The organism is Shinella sp. 1A1 (assembly GCF_055379515.1).
Genome location: NZ_AP039672.1, coordinates 1,574,663 through 1,590,663, shown reverse-complemented (window position 1 = coordinate 1,590,663; position 16,001 = coordinate 1,574,663). Strand labels below are relative to the sequence as shown.

The following is a 16,001-nucleotide window of genomic DNA, read 5'->3' as shown; positions in this document are numbered from 1 at the left end:
GTGAATCGGCCCCGCATCCCGGCGGATTCCTGCCCGCCCGTATCCATTCGTGCTTAACAAATATCAAAACGGCCAACCGGCTGGTTTGCCACGGCAATTCCGCTCAACCCCGGATTTCAGAGCGTCAGGGCCTTGAGGTCCGCAGCCGGGTCTTCAAGCGCCGCCCTGTCCGGCGTGCGGCCCATCTCGATCAGCTTCTTGCCGACCACATAGGCTTTCGCATCGTTGACCGCGTCGACCGCGATCAGCCTGCCATCGCGGAAGTACCAGACGGAAACGCTGCCCTCGCGCTGGCCGGGCCGCACGAGGGTATCGTCGAAGCCCATGCAGAAACCGGCGATCTGCAGCTTCACATCATATTGGTCGGACCAGAACCACGGCTTCGGCACATAGGGCGCATCGCCGCCGGCGATGACGGCCGCAGCGGCCTCCGCCTGATCGACCGCGTTCTGAACGGATTCCAGCCGCACGCGATTGCCTTCGAAGGGCAGGACGGTGCAGTCGCCCATGGCGAAGATCGCGGGATCGGACGTGCGGGCATGGGCATCGACGACGATGCCGTTGGCGACCTCCAGCCCGGCATCGCGAGCGAGCCGGTCATTGGCCGCCACGCCGATGCCGGCGATCACCACATCCACCGGCAGCACGAAGCCGTCGGAGAGCTCCGCGCCCGTGACGCGGCCGTTTTCGCCGAGAAGGCGGACGAGGCCGGTCTTCTCGCGCACATCGACGCCGCGGGCCATGTGGATCGCCTTGAGGATCGTCGCCGTCGCGGGCGATGCCACGCGCGCGAGGATGCGGTCGGCCATCTCGATGACGGTGACATGCAGCCCCCTGCCCCGCGCGACGGCCGCCGCCTCCAGGCCGATATAGCCGCCGCCGACGACGAGCGCCCGGCGGCCTTCCTGCATTTCGAGGCCGAGGCGGTCGGCATCGCGATAGTCGCGCACGGTGAAGACGCCATCGAGGTCGCCGCCGATCTCGGCCGGCAGGCGGCGGGGCGTCGCGCCGGTGGCGAGCGCCAGGAATTCATAGTCGAGCGTCGAGCCGTCGCTGAGCGTCACGCGCTTTGCCGCACGGTCGATGGCGGTAACCTCCGTCGACAGGCGAAGGTCGACGCCGTTGTCCGGGTACCAGCTTTCCGGGCGGAACATCAGGCGCGAGAGGTCTGCCTCACCGAGCAGGTACTTCTTGGAAAGCGGCGGGCGCTGGTAGGGGTGGCTCGCCTCGGCGGCGACGATGGTGATCGGCCGCTCGTCCTTCAATGCGCGCAATTTGGCAACCAGGGCAAATGCGGCCTGGCCGCCGCCCGCTACAACCAGTCTTCCCGTCACGATATTTCCGTCCGTCCTTGTTTTCACCGAGACGTAACCCGCCCGGCCACGCGGCGTCAACGCACCGCAACCGCGCGGGCCAAGCCGGCATCAGGGCTTCGCAGGAATTTCCAGGCCCTTCTGCGCCGCCGGGCGGGCAAGGCAGCGCTCCAGCCAAGCCATGACGGCGGGGAAGCCCGCATAATCCAGCACCTCGCGCCCGCCATAGAAGACATCCGCGCCGCGCACCCACGGGAAGGTGGCGATATCGGCGATGGTATATTCATCGCCCATGATCCATTGCCGGTCCTTCAGGCGCTCTTCCAGCACGGAAAGCAGGCGCTTCGATTCGTCCCTGTAGCGTTCGACCGGATAGGAATTGTTGGCGACCTTTTCGGCGGCGAACTTGTGGAAATGACCGAACTGGCCGAACATTGGCCCGATGCCGCCCATCTGGAACATCACCCAGCACAGCATCTCGTAGCGCGCGGCGGGATCGGCCGGAATGAGCTTGCCGGTCTTCTCCGCGAGATAGACAAGGATCGCGCCCGATTCGAAGAGGCCGATCGGCTTGCCGCCCGGCCCGTCCGGATCGATGATCGCGGGAATGCGGCCGTTCGGATTGAGCGACACGAATTCCGGCGACTTCTGCTCGTTGCCGCCGAAATCGACGCGGTGCGGCTCATAGGCGAGGCCGAGCTCTTCCAGCGCGATCGACACCTTCACGCCATTCGGCGTCGGCAGCGAATAGAGCTGAATGACATCGGGATTCCTGGCGGGCCATTTCTTCGTGATGGGGAAGGAAGACAGGTCGGACATGGGAACTCCTTGCGGGTGGGAGTTCATAGATAGGGCAGGCCGCCGGGCGATGTCAGGGTGACGTGGCGGGAAATTTGCGAAGGGTGAGGGTGCCAGCCCCTCATCCGGCCTGCCGGCCACCTTCTCCCCGCAAGCGGGGCGAAGGAGACGTGTGGGACCGGTTTCCCGCCCCTCGACGTGTTTCCGTCAAGCTTGCCTGCGATGGGACGGAAAACGGTGCGGCATACCCCTTCTCCCCGCCTGCGGGGAAGGTCGCGGCAGCGGGATGAGGGGCAATCCAGCCCCTACAGCGCCCCGCGCACCCGCTCGATGATCTCCGCCACCACCACATCGCCCTCGTGCTCCGGCTTGCGCGCACGCACGAGGCAGGCTTCCGATTTGAGGATCACGCCGTCGGAGAGGATCTTCAGGTGGTTGGCGACGAGCGTCGAGCCGGTCGAAGTGATGTCGACGATGATGTCGGCCGAGCCGGAGGCCGGCGCGCCTTCCGTGGCGCCGAGGCTCTCGACGATGCGGTAGAGCTGGATGCCGTGATTGCCGGAGAAGAACTGCTGCGTCAGCCGCCAGTATTTCGTGGCGATGGTCAGGCGCCGGCCGTGGCGGGCGCGGAAATCCGTGGCGACGTCGCCAAGATCGGCCATGGTGTCGACGTCGAGCCAGATCTCCGGCACGGCGACCACGACATCGGCATGGCCGAAGCCGAGGCGGGCGCAGAACTCGACGCGGGCATCGGCCTCCGCCAGTCCCTCGCGCACGAGATCCTCGCCGGTCACGCCGAAATCGACGGTGCCGTTGGCGATCTCGCGGGAGATCTCGGAAGCAGAGAGGAAGGCGATCTCGATATCGTCGCGACCCTCGACGCGGCCGCGATAGGAACGGTCGTTGCCGACGGCGGCGACGGTGAAGCCGGCGCGGGCGAGGACGGCGGAGCTGTCCTCCTTCATGCGGCCCTTGGAGGGAAGACCGATGGTGATGGTCATGCGGCGGCTCCCCCGGCGCTTGCGATACGGTCGAGCCAGAGCGAGAAGCCGACGGCCGGGATGCGCTCCTTTGCGCCGAGCAGCGTCAGCAGCCGGTCGAACCGGCCACCGCCGACGAGCACAGACGTCTCACCGGCGGGCGTGATCTCGAAGACGAGGCCGGTATAGTAGTCGAGCGGACGGCCGAAGGCGGCGCGATAGATGATCGTCGCCGGATCGACGCCTGCTTCGCGCAGCGCCGTAACGCGGGCGTCGAAACGCTCCAGCGCCGCGCCGAGCGAAAGGCGGGCCTTTTCCGCGAAGGCGGCGAGCGCATGCGGCGCGTCGGCAAGGCTCAGCTCCAGCGCCAGGAATTCCTTGAGCAGCGCCAGCGTGCGGCTGTCGAGCCGCGTACTCGCCAGTTCGCGCTTCTCGCGCAGGCGGCGGGCGATGGCGGCGGGGCCGCGGCTGGCATTGGTGGAATAGCCGGTAGCCTCCATCGTCGCGTCGATATGGGCGATCAGCTTCGCCTCGTCGTCGAGGATGCCGAGGCGGGCAAGGCGCTCGACCTCCGGGCCGAAGACGCCGGACGGGGCGGGATCGGACAGGTCAGCGATCAGCTTCTGCAAGTGCGCCGAATTGCCGAAGGCATGGATGAGACGCTTCTGCCAGCCGGCCGGCAGGCCGCAGGCGGCAACGACCGCCTCGAAAATTCCCTGATCGCCGAGCGTCACGGACAGCGCCATGCCGGGAAGCCGGTTGCCGATAACATGGAGCGCATCGCGCACGATGCGCGCATCGGCGCGGGCGATATCCGGCTCGCCGAGATCCTCGATACCGGCCTGGTAGAATTCATTCGCGCCGTCGCGGCGCTGGCGGAAGACCTCGCCGAGATAGGAATAGCGCCGCGGCGTGCCCGTCGCCGTCTCGATGTGGCGAAGGCAGACGGGGATGGTGAATTCGGGACGCAGGCACAGGCTCTTGCCGGTCTCGCTCTCCGTCATGAAGATGCGCCGGCGCAAATCCTCGCCCGCCATGTCGAGGAAGGGTTCGGCCGGCTGGATGACCGGCGTATCGACGCGCTCCGTGCCGAGCCCTTCGAGGTCGGCGACGAGATCGGGCGCGAAGGCGGGCAGGTTCGTCAGGGGCATGAGAAACGCTCCGGGCGCGGGGCGGCAAGTCCCCCTCTGCCTGCCGGCATCTCCCCCACAAGGGGGGAGAAAGATAAAGGCTTGCTCACCGTCTCAAATCGAATTCGGAGGGTGCGGCACAGTAAGCCCCTCCCCCTTGTGGGGAGGGGTTGGGGAGGGGTCTTCCACACGCCCATCACCCCTGCCGCGCCCGGTCTTCGGCCTGCGCGTCGAGGATTTCGCGGACCTTCGCAACCAGATCGGCCTCCGGTACGGAAACCTGCGCGACGCGTGCTTCGCGCCAGGCGATGTTGTCCTCGATCTCGCCGGAAAGGCGCTTGCCCTCGATCAGGTCCTTGATCTGCACGAGGCCTTCCACACGCTCGTCGCCGCCCTGGATGATGGCGATCGGTGCGCCGCGCCGGTCGGCATATTTGAGCTGGTTGCCGAACTTCTTCCAGTTGCCCTGATACATCTCGGCGCGGATGCCGGCGGCGCGAAGCTCCTGTGTGAAGCGCTGGTAGCGGCCCATGCTCTCGATGTCGCCGTCCATGACGGTGACGAGGACGGGCGCGATCACCTCGTCCTGACCGAGTTTGCCGAGGTTCTTCAGCGCCGTCATCAGGCGCGAGACGCCGATGGAGAAGCCCGTCGCCGGCACCGGCTGGCCCATGAAGCGGGAGACGAGGCCATCGTAGCGACCGCCGCCACCGACGGAACCGAAGACGACCTTCTCGCCCTTCTCGTTGGTGACGGCGAACTGCAGCTCGGCCTCGAAGACCGGGCCGGTATAATATTCGAGTCCGCGCACAACCGACGGGTCGATCTTGATGCGGTCCGGACCATAGCCGGCCGAGGTGACGAGATGGCCGATCTGGTTCAGCTCGGCGACGCCTTCGCCGCCCTTCGTGGTGCCTTCGACGAGCCTGGCGAGATCCGCTGCGCTTTCCGCATAGTCCTTGATGCCGACGAAGAAGAGCACCTTCTCGATCTGTCCGGCATCGAGGCCGGCGCCCTTGGTGAAGTCGCCGGATTCGTCCTTGCGGCCAGCGCCGAGCAGGAGCCTGACGCCCTCCGGGCCGAACTTGTCGAGCTTGTCGATGGCACGCAGCACGGTGAGGCGCGCGCCGGCCTTGTCGTCGCCGCCGAGACCGATCGCCTCCAGCACGCCGTCGAGCACCTTGCGGTTGTTGACGCGGATGACGTAGTCGCCGCGGGCGATGCCGAGCGCTTCCATCGTGTCCGACATCATCATGCACATCTCGGCATCCGCCTGCACGCCGGCCGCGCCGACCGTGTCGGCATCGAACTGCATGAACTGGCGGAAGCGGCCCGGGCCCGGCTTCTCGTTGCGGAAGACATAGCCCGCGCGATAGGTGCGGTAGGGAAGCTGGATCTCGTTGAAATTCTCCGCGACATGGCGGGCGAGCGGCGCCGTCAGGTCGTAGCGCAGGCTCATCCACTGGTCGTCGTCGTCCTGCAGCGAGAAGACGCCCTCGTTCGGGCGGTCGCTGTCGGGCAGGAACTTGCCGAGCGCGTCGGTATATTCGAAGAGCGGGGTTTCGACGGGGTCGAAGCCGTAATGCTCGTAGACCTCGCGGATCTTCGCCGTCATCTCGTTCACGGCGCGGATGTCCGCGGCGTCGCGGTCGACGAAGCCGCGCGGCAGGCGGGCTTTCAGCTTCTGGGGCTTTTTCTGCTTTTCGCTCATCGGGATACCCGAAATTCCGTATTTCCGTTGCGGTTTCCCTAGCGGATTGAAGGGGCAGCGGCAAGGGCGCAGGTGCTTGCAGAGGGGCAGACACGGCATCCTTGCGCGCACCCCTTTTCTTTTGCGCGGCGTGCGCCTATCTCTCCTGCCATGAGACAGGTCCTCTTCGTCCTCGCCATTTTCGGCGCCGTCCTTTCCGGCTGGGTGCCGGCGGTCGCCGCGACGATGACGGCCGCGCAGCCGGCCGGGATGCACGCCATGCACCACATGGCCGGCGAGGATGGCGGCGGAGAGCATGGCAAGGCGAAGCCGTCCGCGCATCCTCTCGCCTGTTCGGCCTGTTTCGCCATCGAAGCCGCCCGGCTGGAGCCGATCGGCCGCAATCTCGACATTTCGAGCCCGGTTTCCGCAGCCACGCCGCAACTGGCCGGCCTTGCGCTTCCCCCGCTCGATCCCCCTCCCCGGTCCTGACGACGCTTGACTGATATCCGGGGCGCCCACGCTCCGACCATCAACCGTATTCAGAACTGGAAATCATCATGAACGCAAAGAACATGCTTCTCGGCGCGGCCCTCGCGCTTACCTTCACCATGCCCGCAATCGCCCAGGATGCCGCCGATCATTCCGGCCATCAGGGCATGACGATGGGCGAGGCCACGGGCGACCAGAGCGCGTCGACCAAGGCCTTCGTCGACGCCAATGCGAAGATGCACAAGGGCATGGAGATCGAATTCACCGGCAATGCCGATGTCGATTTCGTGCGCGGGATGATCGCCCACCACCAGGGCGCCATCGACATGGCGAAGGTCGAGCTGGAACACGGCAAGGACCCAGCCATCCGCAAGCTCGCGGAAGACATCGTCAGCGCCCAGGAGGGTGAGATCAAGATGATGGAAGAGTGGCTGGCCAAGAACGCCAAGTGAGCCAATAGGGAGGCCCGCCGCAAGGCGGGCCTTTTCCGCAAAGGCAGTCGTGGACCTTCGGGGCAGGCCGGGTGAGGCCGGAAAGCGCGGATCGCCTTGCGGCACGGCATGCGGAGCCGCCCGAGGACGCCCGTTCATCCTGCGCGCTCATCGTCGCGCCTGGCCCGAAGGCCCACGCCGCATGGCATGACCGCCATGCAAGCCCGTCAAACAGATCCTCCGCCGGCGTTAGCCGCTACTTGCCCGCGCGCTGCCGCTGGGCGGACGCCTCGACCAGCGAGGCCGCAATGACGCGGGCCATCATGAGGCTGGTTTCACGGAGATCGGTATTGCTGCCGCTGCGTGCCGAGCGGATGAGACGAAAGCCCTCGCGGAGCATGATCTCCTGCGCCTTGTCACAGGCCCATGGCTCAAGTCGAGAATCATCGAATGCAGGTGCGTTTGGCGACATGTTTCCCCTCATGTCAGATCATGCAGCACAAAGCCGCGCGCCACGACTACGCACGTGCGAATCGACCCCAGAACTTCCGATGTATGGTTGTGCCGCTCAACCTTAAGCTACATGATTCGTTGTAAAATCAAATAGCGTTTTGCCAAGGCAATACCGGATTTATGGCCGTGCGAGCAGATTTCTCTTCTTTTCGACTTCCGCGCGGCAGAAGCAGCCTTCCACGTGGTCGTTCACGAGGCCCATGGCCTGCATGAAGGCATAGACGGTGGTGGGGCCGACGAAGGTCCAGCCACGTTTCTTGAGATCCTTCGAAAGGCGCACCGAGGTCGGCGACGTCGGATTGGCGGAAAGCGTTTCCCAGTCCATGCGGGCCGGGCGCTCCTCCGGCTTCGGCTCGAAGCCCCAGAAGTAACGGGCGAGCGTGCCGAACTCCTCGCGCAGCGCCTGCGCCCTGCGGGCATTGTTGATCGTCGAGACGATCTTGCCGCGATGGCGCACGATGCCGGCATCGGCAAGGCAGCGCGCGATATCCGCATCGCCGAAGGTCGCGACCCTGTCGAAGTCGAAGCCGGCGAAGGCGGCGCGGAAGCCTTCCCGCTTGCGCAGGATGGTGAGCCAGGAAAGGCCCGACTGGAAACCTTCGAGGCAGATCTTCTCGAACAGGCGGTGGTCGCTGGTGACCGGATGGCCCCACTCCTCGTCGTGATAGCGGCGGTAGTCCTCGAGCCCGCCGTGCCATGCGCAGCGCGTCCGCCCGTCCTCGCCCACCACCAGCCCGCGTTCCGTCATCGCCGTCTCCGTTTCCTGTTTGTTCCCGTTTACCACTTATCAACCACATTTGGAAAGCGGGCAATAACCCTACTCAAAGCTTTATCCGCCTCCCGCAATGCGAATGAACCGGCGTTTACCATTCGCTTCATCCAAGGGTGCAAGCATTTCTGCGAACCGGCGCCATTTCTTTCTTCCGGCGCATCCCGGCGACGATCAGTAGCGAGTACGTCCGATGTTGATACGAACCCTTCTTGCAGCCACCATCCTGGCCACCACGACCAATGCCTATGCGGGCGACCGCTACACGAGCCGGCCGCCGGTCATCGTCAGCCCCGACCTTGCCGCCCCGTGGCTGATGCAGCTCACCGGCGAGGGCGTGCAGCCCGCCGTCAACAGTCGCCGCATCGTCCAGCGCCAGCGGGTAGAGCAACGCCGCGTCATCCGGCGCGACGGCGCCCGCGTCGAGCAGGTCGCCGTGACGAGCCGCGCTCAGAACCCGGTCCGCTCGAGGATCGACCCGATGTACCTGCCGCAGCTCGTTTCCTACGACAGCAAGTACAAGGCCGGCACGATCGTCATCGATACCAACAACCGCTTCCTCTATCTCGTGCTCGGCGACGGCAAGGCACGGCGCTATGGCGTCGGCGTCGGCAAGCCGGGCTTCGAATGGGCCGGCGCGCATACGATCACCCGCAAGGCCGAATGGCCGAGCTGGACCCCGCCGAAGGAGATGATCCAGCGCGAGGCCGCCAAGGGCCATTACCTGCCGGCCTTCATGGACGGCGGGCCAGCCAACCCGCTCGGCTCGCGCGCCATGTATCTCGGCTCCACGCTCTACCGCATCCACGGCACCAATGCGCCCTGGACGATCGGCTACGGCGTCTCCTCCGGCTGCATCCGCATGCGCAACGAAGACGTCGTCGATCTCTACGAACGCGTGAAGGTCGGCACCAAGGTCATCGTGATCTGACGGTTCGCCTTCCAGCAATCGCAACGCCTAAAGAACATCTCCGGCTGCCCTGCGGCCGGAGATGTCTGCTTTTCCGGCAACAGATGCCGAAGAAATCCGCCCTTACAACCGTCTTACTGCCGGCAAGCCGGCTTGCAATCGGTCAAGACTCTCGGCTAGCCTTACGATATTCAAGGAGTGAGAGGGACTATACCATGCGGAAATACGCATCGATCTTGCTGGCGGCGACGGTTGCTGCCACGGCGATGATGCCGGTCACGCCGGCAGGCGCCTTCCCGGGCGCGCAACCGGGCGACCGGATCGAGACGGTGTCGACCGTGACGCTCGTCGCGCAGCCCATGAGCAAGAAGCAGGTGGCGCAGAAATACAAGCGCACCAAGGTGCGGTTCGTCACCGATCAGGCGCCGGGAACCGTCATCGTCGATACGAACAACAAGTATCTCTACTACGTCGAGGGCAAGAATCGCGCGACGCGCTACGGTATCGGCGTCGGCCGCGACGGCTTCGGCTGGTCGGGCGTGGTGAAGGTCGGCCGCAAGGCCGAATGGCCCACCTGGACGCCGCCGGCCGAGATGCGCCGCCGCGAGGCCAAGAAGGGCCGCATCCTGCCCGTCGTCCAGCAGGGCGGCGAGGACAACCCGCTCGGCGCCCGCGCGCTCTACCTCTACCAGGGCGGCCGCGACACGATCTTCCGCATCCACGGCACGAACCAGCCCTGGACGATCGGCCAGAACATGTCCTCGGGCTGTATCCGCATGATGAACCAGGACGTGGAGCACCTCTATGCCCGCGCCGATATCGGCACCAAGGTCATCGTGGTCGGTCCCGGCAACAAGCAGGGTGCGATCCAGTACAACGACCGCGGTATCGACTTCCTCGGCACGCTGTTCGGCTTCGGCGGCTGATCGCCGCCGACCTTATCAAGATAGGCGATGATGCCGGCCGTCAGGCCGGCATTTTCATGGCCAGGGCCGTAAGCGCCGCCGGCTTTTCCCCGCCATAAGCCCAGTCGAGCAGCTCGACCGTATGCAGGATCGGGATCGCCGTTCCCGTGGCGATCTGCGTGATGCAGCCGATATTGCCGGTGGCGATGAGATCGGGCTTCGTCGCCTCGATGTTCTTCACCTTGCGTGCCTTCAGCTTGCCGGAAATTTCGGGCTGCAGGATGTTGTAGGTGCCGGCCGAGCCGCAGCACAGATGCCCTTCCGCCGGATCGCGCACGGCAAAGCCGGCCTTCTTCAGCAGCGTCTTCGGCAGCATGGTGATCTTCTGGCCGTGCTGCATGGAGCAGGCCGAGTGATAGGCGACCGTCAGCCCCCTCGCCTCCTGCTGCGGCAGGTCGAGGGTGGCGAGATATTCCGTGATATCCTTGGCGAGCGCCGAGACGCGCGCGGCCTTTTCCGCATAGGCGGGATCGAGGCGCAGCATGAAGCCGTAGTCCTTGATCGTCGTGCCGCAGCCGGAGGCCGTGACGATGATGGCGTCGAGCCCGCCCTTCTCCCCCTCACCGAGCCAGACGTCGACATTGCGCCGCGCCGCTTCCAGCGCCTGCTCTTCACGCCCCATATGATGGACGAGCGAGCCGCAGCAGACCTCGCCGGCCGGCGCCACGACCTCGACGCCGAGGCGGGTGAGCAGGCGGATCGTCGCCTCGTTGATCTCCGGCTTCAGCACCGGCTGGGCGCAGCCCGAGAGGATCGCCACCCGGCCGCGGCGCGGGCCGGCGGCGGGATGCGTGCCGGGCCTTGCGCTGCCGGATGCTTTCGGCAGGCTGCGCGGCGCAAGGTCCAGCATCGCGCCGAAGGGTTCGAGTGGCTTGAAGCGCTTGAGGAGGCCGGCGAAGGGGCGACCGAGATTTGCCGCCTTCAGCGCCAGACGGAAGCGGCCGGGATGGGGCAGCACCGCTGCCAGGATGTTGCGTGTCAGCCGGTTCCAGAAGGGTCGCCTGTACGTCTCCTCGATATGCATGCGGGCATGGTCGACGAGATGCATGTAGTCGACGCCGGAGGGACAGGTGGTCGTGCAGGCAAGGCAGGAAAGGCAGCGGTCGATATGGGTGACGACCTCGGCATCCGCCGGCCGGCCGTTCTCCAGCATGTCCTTGATGAGGTAGATGCGGCCGCGCGGGCTGTCGAGTTCGTTGCCGAGCGTCACATAGGTCGGGCAGGTGGCGGTGCAGAAGCCGCAATGCACGCATTTGCGCAGGATCTTTTCCGATGTCGCGACATGGGGGTCGGCGAGCTGCTCGGCGGTGAAGTTGGTCTGCATCAGCGGGCGCCCTCCGAGGCCGTGGCATACCCCCCTCTGCCCTGCCGGGCATCTCCCCCACAGGGGGGGAGATCGGCTGGGGGCAAGGCAGTGCCACGATTCAATCTCCCCCCCTGTGGGGGAGATGCCCGGCAGGGCAGAGGGGGGTGAACAGCGTGCATCGTCATCATTTCCTCACCCCACCATCCGCGACCGGAACAGCCCGTCCGGATCGAAGCTCGCCTTTACCCGCGCCTGAAGCATCGCGACCGCCTCGGCCTGCGGCTGGAACGTCTCGGTCGCCGCCAGCGCCTCCGGCCGCGCGCGCAGCAGCGTCGCGTGCCCGCCGCCGACGGCCTTGACGTAGCGGCGCAGGAGTTCCGCCTCGGGATCGGCCTCCATGCGCAGCCAGACGAGACCGCCCTGCCAGTCGTAGAAGGCATCGACGCCGGCTTCGAGGCGGAGCGCGGCGACGAGCTGCTGGCCGGCGAGCGGCGCGACGGAAACGCGCCAGAGCGGGCGCGGCGTGCCGTCGGCATAGGGCGCGCCGTCGCGAATCTCACGCCAGAGGCGGCGCGAGCCCTCTTCCTCCAGCCGCGTGACGGCGCCGAAGCCGGCCATGGCGGCCGCAAGCTTTTCCGCGCGGACAGCGACCGAGGCGGCAAGCCCTTCGAGGCGCAGCACGGTGGCGGCGCCATCCGGCAGCGCGCCGCCGGCAATGCGGCCGCACACGCTTTCAGGAAGGTGGGCGGCGCCCGATACCTCGACGGACATCGACATGGCCGTCGCCATGGCGGCGGCGGCTTCCGCATCGTTGAGGTTCGAGACGACGAGCGTGACGGCGGTTTCCGGCACCGGCAGAAGCCGGAAGGTGACCTCCGTCATGAGCGCCAGCGAGCCGTGCGAGCCGGCGAGCAACTTCGCGAGATCGAGGCCGGTGACGTTCTTCATCACCCGCCCGCCCGCTTTGACGATCTCGCCTTTGCCGTTGACGAAGCGCACGCCGAGCAGGCTGTCGCGCGCCGCGCCGGCCGTAAAGCGCCGCGGGCCGGAGGCATTGGTGGCGAAGACGCCGCCGATGGTCGGCAGGCCCGACGTGCCGAGCACGCCGCGCAGGTCGTTCGGCTCGAAGGCGAGCATCTGGCGCTTTTCGGCAAGGGCGGCTTCCACCACCTCCAGCGGCGTGCCGGCGCGGGCCGTCATGGTCATTTCCGCCGGGTTGTAGGCGACGATGCCGGAAAGGCCGCGCGTCGAGAGCACGTCCGCGCCTTCGGGCGCCGGATGCAGGCTGCGCGTGCCGCCGCCGCGAATGACGAGGGGCGTCTTCGAGAGAGCGGCGACCTGGACGAGGCGCGCGGCGGCCTCTTCGGAAAGCGGTTCGTGGATCGGCGTCATGCGGCGGGGCGCCCTTCGAGCGGGAAGACCTTGGAGGGATTGAGCAGCCATTGCTGATCGAAGGCGGCGCGCACCGCCATCTGCTGGGCAAGGTCGGCCTCGGCATATTGATGGCGCATCAAGTCGCGCTTCTCGATGCCGACGCCGTGCTCGCCGGTGAGGCAGCCGCCCGCATCGACGCAGAGCTTCAGGATATCGTTGCCCGCCGCCTCGGCGCGCGCGGCGTCTTCCGGATCGTTGGCGTTGAAGAGGATGAGGGGATGCATGTTGCCGTCGCCGGCATGGAAGACATTGGCGACGCGCAGGCCGTATTTGGCGACGATCTCCGCCGTGCCACGCAGCACATAGGGAAGCTGGCCGAGCGGCACCGTGCCGTCCATGCAGATATAGTCGGCGATGCGGCCGGTGGCGCCGAAGGCGGACTTGCGGCCCTTCCAGATCAGCGCCGCCTCGGTGGCGGACTGGCTTTCCTTGACGACCTTGACGCCGTGCCGGCCGGCGATCTCGATGATACTGGCGAGCATCGCGTCCATCTCCGCCTCGGAGCCCTCGACCTCGACGATCAGCAGCGCCTCGACATCCATCGGATAGCCGGCATGGGCGAAGGCCTCGCATATCTCGATGGCCGGCTTGTCCATGAATTCGATGGCGACGGGGATGATGCCGGCGCCGATGACGTCGGCGACGCAGGCGCCCGCCTCCTCCGATGTGTCGAAGCCGAAGAGCACCGGGCGCGCGCCCTCGGGCCTTGCGATCAGGCGCACCGTCGCCTCCGTGACGACGCCGAGCTGGCCCTCGCCGCCGCAGACGACACCGAGCAGGTCGAGCCCGCCGGCATCGAGCGCCTTGCCGCCGAGCTCGACGATGGTGCCGTCGATCAGCACCAGCTTGACGCCGAGCAGGTTGTTGGTCGTCACGCCGTATTTCAGGCAATGCGCGCCGCCGGAATTCATGCCGATATTGCCGCCGATGGTGCAGGCGAGCTGCGAGCTCGGATCGGGCGCATAGAAATAGCCGTCGGCGGAGACGGCATCGGAAATCGAGAGGTTCGTGACGCCAGCCTGCACCGTGGCGGTGCGGTTGGCGTAGTCCACTTCGAGAATCTGCGCCATCTTGGAAAGGCCGACGACCACCGCGTCCTCCTGCGGGATCGCCCCGCCGGCAAGCGAGGTGCCCGCCCCGCGCGGCACCACCGGCACGCCGTAGCGATGACAGTATTTGAGGACCGCCGCCACCTGCTGGGTCGTCTCCGGCAGCGCGACGGCGAGCGGCAGGCGGCGATAGGAGACGAAGGCGTCCGTCTCGAAGGGAACCAGCTCGCGCGGCTCGTGCACGAGACAGCCTTCCGGCAGGAGATCGAGAAGATCAGCGACGATCTCGCGGCGGCGCGACAGCACCGCCGGACGCGGCTCGAGAAAGCCTATCTGATCCATGCCTTTCGCCTCCCTCGCCTTTTTACTGCGGCATTTGCCATGCAGAAACACTGGGCATTTCCGCCCCTACTCCCCAAGTGGTCCATTTTCTTTACCACCTTGTCCCGGCCAGTGCAAACCCATGCCGTCGCCATCGTCCGCCCGAGAGAGAGGTGGATCGTGCCGCGATCGCATTGACCGCCTGTGACACGAATGCGACAGTCGCCCGGACCGGAGTCGACGCCCCGCGCGCGCCTTCGATCGGCAGGCATGAGGAGGAAAGCATGCGCACATCGTTCACGGCCGTCTCGGCCCTTTTGCTGCTCGCGGGCTCCGCCTTCGCCGAAGACGTGTCGAACCTCAATCCCGGCATCACGACATCCGAGCTTCTGGCGACCGCGCCGGTGCACTGGGTTTCCGTGGAGCAGATCGAAGCTTCGCTGGAGGGAGAAGCCCCCATGGCCGTCGGCTTCGACGTGGACGATACGGTGCTCTATTCCAGCCCCTGCTTCTACTACGGCAAGATGAAGTATTCCCCGGCCTCGGAGGAATATCTCGGCATGGATGCCTTCTGGACGGACATCCACACCAACAATTGCGACCAGTATTCCATTCCGAAGGAGGTCGCGCGCAAGCTGATCGACATGCATACGGCGCGCGGCGACGAGATCTTCTTCATCACCGGCCGCACCCGCGGCAGCGGCGGCGAGACGCTGACCGGTGCCATCAAGAAGGCCTTCGGCATCGAGAAGATGAACGACGTCGTCTTCACCGCCTCGTCGGAGAACAAGGTGGAATTCCTGAAAGACCACAAGCTGAAGATCTATTACGGTGACGCCGACAGCGACATGAAGGCGGCGCTCGCGGCCGGCATCCGGCCGATCCGCGTCATGCGGGCGCAGAACTCGACCTACAAGCCGGAGCCGAAGAACGGCAAGTTCGGCGAGGAAGTCATCGCCAATTCCACCAATTGAACCGCAGGTGACGGAGACGGCGCGTGACAAATCTCGGCGATCTTGAAATCTTTTCCCGCGTCATCGCCATGGGCAGCATGTCGGCGGCGGGGCGGGCCCTCGGCCTTTCCCCCGCCGTCGTCTCTAAGCGCGTGAAACGGCTGGAGGAGCGGCTCGGCACGCGTCTCTTCCAGCGCACGACGCGGCAGATCTCGCTGACCGAGGCCGGGCAGGGCTTTTACGAGCGCATCGTCGGTATCCTCTCGGGCATCGAAGAGGCGGAAGCCTTCGTTTCCGGCCGCTCCGGCGCGGTGCGCGGCTCGCTGCGCATCTCCGCGCCGACCTCCTTCGGCCGCATGCATATCGCGCCCCATCTCAAGGGCTTCATGGACAGCTATCCAGAGCTGGTGGTCAACCTCGTCCTCACCGACGACTTCTCCGACATCGTCGGCGGCGGCTTCGACCTTGCGATCCGCATCGGGGAACTGTCGGATTCCTCGCTCGTCGCGCGCCGGCTCGCGCCCGTGCGGCGCGTGCTCTGCGCATCGCCCGATTATATTGCCCGCCACGGCACGCCGGCCTCGATCGAGGACCTCGCGCATCATGTCTGCCTGCCGCCGCATACCCAGGACGCTTGGCGGCTGGAGGGGCCGGAGGGCAGCGTCACCTATCGCCCGCACGGACCGCTCTACACCAATTCCAGCGAGGTCGTGACCGAGGCCGTGCTGTCCGGCCTGGGCATCGCGCTGCGCTCGACCTGGGATGTCGGCCCGGCGCTGAGGAGCGGCGGGCTGCGGCAGGTGCTGCCGGGCTACGAGGGCTCGCGCAACGTGGTGCTGTCGGCGGTCTATCCGAGCCGGCAGTTCCTGCCGGTCAAGGTACGGCTCTTCATCGACTATCTCGCCGAGCTCTACGGCCATCAACCCTATTGGGAACATTGAGGCCGG

General features: G+C 66.3%; 16 protein-coding genes. 6 read left to right on the top strand and 10 right to left on the bottom strand.

Going from position 1 to position 16,001, the window contains the following annotated elements:
• Positions 1-116: 116 nt before the first annotated feature.
• From ACZ48C_RS24155 to hisS, 5 genes are all read right to left on the bottom strand, one after another.
• Positions 117-1,334: an NAD(P)/FAD-dependent oxidoreductase gene (locus ACZ48C_RS24155; RefSeq protein WP_464783245.1), complete on the bottom strand. Its 1,218-nt coding sequence runs from the start codon at positions 1,332-1,334 to the stop codon at positions 117-119.
• Between the two features lie 90 nt (positions 1,335-1,424).
• Positions 1,425-2,132 (bottom strand): glutathione binding-like protein, encoded by a 708-nt coding sequence (locus tag ACZ48C_RS24150; protein ID WP_464783244.1) that lies wholly within the window; start codon positions 2,130-2,132, stop codon positions 1,425-1,427.
• 284 nt (positions 2,133-2,416) lie between these two features.
• Positions 2,417-3,112: an ATP phosphoribosyltransferase gene (gene hisG / locus ACZ48C_RS24145; protein ID WP_464783243.1), complete on the bottom strand. Its 696-nt coding sequence runs from the start codon at positions 3,110-3,112 to the stop codon at positions 2,417-2,419.
• Entirely contained in the window at positions 3,109-4,242 is a 1,134-nt protein-coding gene (locus ACZ48C_RS24140) for an ATP phosphoribosyltransferase regulatory subunit (RefSeq protein WP_464783242.1), read from the bottom strand. The genes hisG and ACZ48C_RS24140 overlap by 4 nt, the downstream gene beginning before the upstream one ends.
• Before the next feature lie 175 nt (positions 4,243-4,417).
• Positions 4,418-5,932 (bottom strand): histidine--tRNA ligase, encoded by a 1,515-nt coding sequence (gene hisS, locus ACZ48C_RS24135; protein ID WP_464783241.1) that lies wholly within the window; start codon positions 5,930-5,932, stop codon positions 4,418-4,420.
• A 150-nt stretch (positions 5,933-6,082) separates the two neighbouring features.
• Here hisS and ACZ48C_RS24130 point away from each other — a divergent pair, with 150 nt between their 5' ends.
• A complete protein-coding gene (locus tag ACZ48C_RS24130; protein ID WP_464783240.1) occupies positions 6,083-6,403 on the top strand; it encodes a hypothetical protein in 321 nt (106 codons plus the stop codon).
• A 68-nt stretch (positions 6,404-6,471) separates the two neighbouring features.
• Positions 6,472-6,855 (top strand): CopM family metallochaperone, encoded by a 384-nt coding sequence (gene copM / locus ACZ48C_RS24125; RefSeq protein ID WP_424549556.1) that lies wholly within the window; start codon positions 6,472-6,474, stop codon positions 6,853-6,855.
• A gap of 235 nt (positions 6,856-7,090) precedes the next feature.
• Here the strand turns inward: copM and ACZ48C_RS24120 are convergent, their stop codons facing one another.
• Positions 7,091-7,234: a hypothetical protein gene (locus ACZ48C_RS24120; RefSeq protein WP_318913344.1), complete on the bottom strand. Its 144-nt coding sequence runs from the start codon at positions 7,232-7,234 to the stop codon at positions 7,091-7,093.
• A 231-nt stretch (positions 7,235-7,465) separates the two neighbouring features.
• Positions 7,466-8,095, bottom strand: coding sequence for a DNA-3-methyladenine glycosylase I (locus tag ACZ48C_RS24115; RefSeq protein ID WP_464783239.1), 630 nt, complete (start codon positions 8,093-8,095; stop codon positions 7,466-7,468).
• Between the two features lie 214 nt (positions 8,096-8,309).
• Between ACZ48C_RS24115 and ACZ48C_RS24110 the strand changes: the two genes are divergently transcribed.
• Together ACZ48C_RS24110 and ACZ48C_RS24105 are read left to right on the top strand one after the other, a co-directional pair.
• Entirely contained in the window at positions 8,310-9,047 is a 738-nt protein-coding gene (locus ACZ48C_RS24110; protein ID WP_119254415.1) for a L,D-transpeptidase, read from the top strand.
• A 194-nt stretch (positions 9,048-9,241) separates the two neighbouring features.
• Entirely contained in the window at positions 9,242-9,952 is a 711-nt protein-coding gene (locus tag ACZ48C_RS24105) for a L,D-transpeptidase (RefSeq protein ID WP_464783238.1), read from the top strand.
• A 40-nt stretch (positions 9,953-9,992) separates the two neighbouring features.
• Here the strand turns inward: ACZ48C_RS24105 and glcF are convergent, their stop codons facing one another.
• The 3 genes from glcF to ACZ48C_RS24090 all read right to left on the bottom strand — a co-directional run bounded on the left by glcF (position 9,993) and on the right by ACZ48C_RS24090 (position 14,122).
• On the bottom strand, positions 9,993-11,315 hold the full coding sequence (glcF, locus tag ACZ48C_RS24100) for a glycolate oxidase subunit GlcF (protein WP_464783237.1): 1,323 nt from the start codon (positions 11,313-11,315) through the stop codon (positions 9,993-9,995).
• A 174-nt stretch (positions 11,316-11,489) separates the two neighbouring features.
• Entirely contained in the window at positions 11,490-12,689 is a 1,200-nt protein-coding gene (locus ACZ48C_RS24095; RefSeq protein ID WP_464783236.1) for an FAD-binding protein, read from the bottom strand.
• Entirely contained in the window at positions 12,686-14,122 is a 1,437-nt protein-coding gene (locus ACZ48C_RS24090; RefSeq protein ID WP_464783235.1) for an FAD-linked oxidase C-terminal domain-containing protein, read from the bottom strand. Before ACZ48C_RS24090 ends, ACZ48C_RS24095 begins: the two co-directional genes overlap by 4 nt.
• A gap of 263 nt (positions 14,123-14,385) precedes the next feature.
• Between ACZ48C_RS24090 and aphA the strand changes: the two genes are divergently transcribed.
• Together aphA and ACZ48C_RS24080 are read left to right on the top strand one after the other, a co-directional pair.
• Positions 14,386-15,075, top strand: coding sequence for an acid phosphatase AphA (gene aphA / locus ACZ48C_RS24085; RefSeq protein ID WP_464783234.1), 690 nt, complete (start codon positions 14,386-14,388; stop codon positions 15,073-15,075).
• A 23-nt stretch (positions 15,076-15,098) separates the two neighbouring features.
• Complete coding sequence (locus ACZ48C_RS24080; protein ID WP_313192154.1) at positions 15,099-15,995, top strand: LysR family transcriptional regulator; 897 nt, start codon at positions 15,099-15,101, stop codon at positions 15,993-15,995.
• The last annotated feature ends 6 nt before the right edge of the window (positions 15,996-16,001 follow it).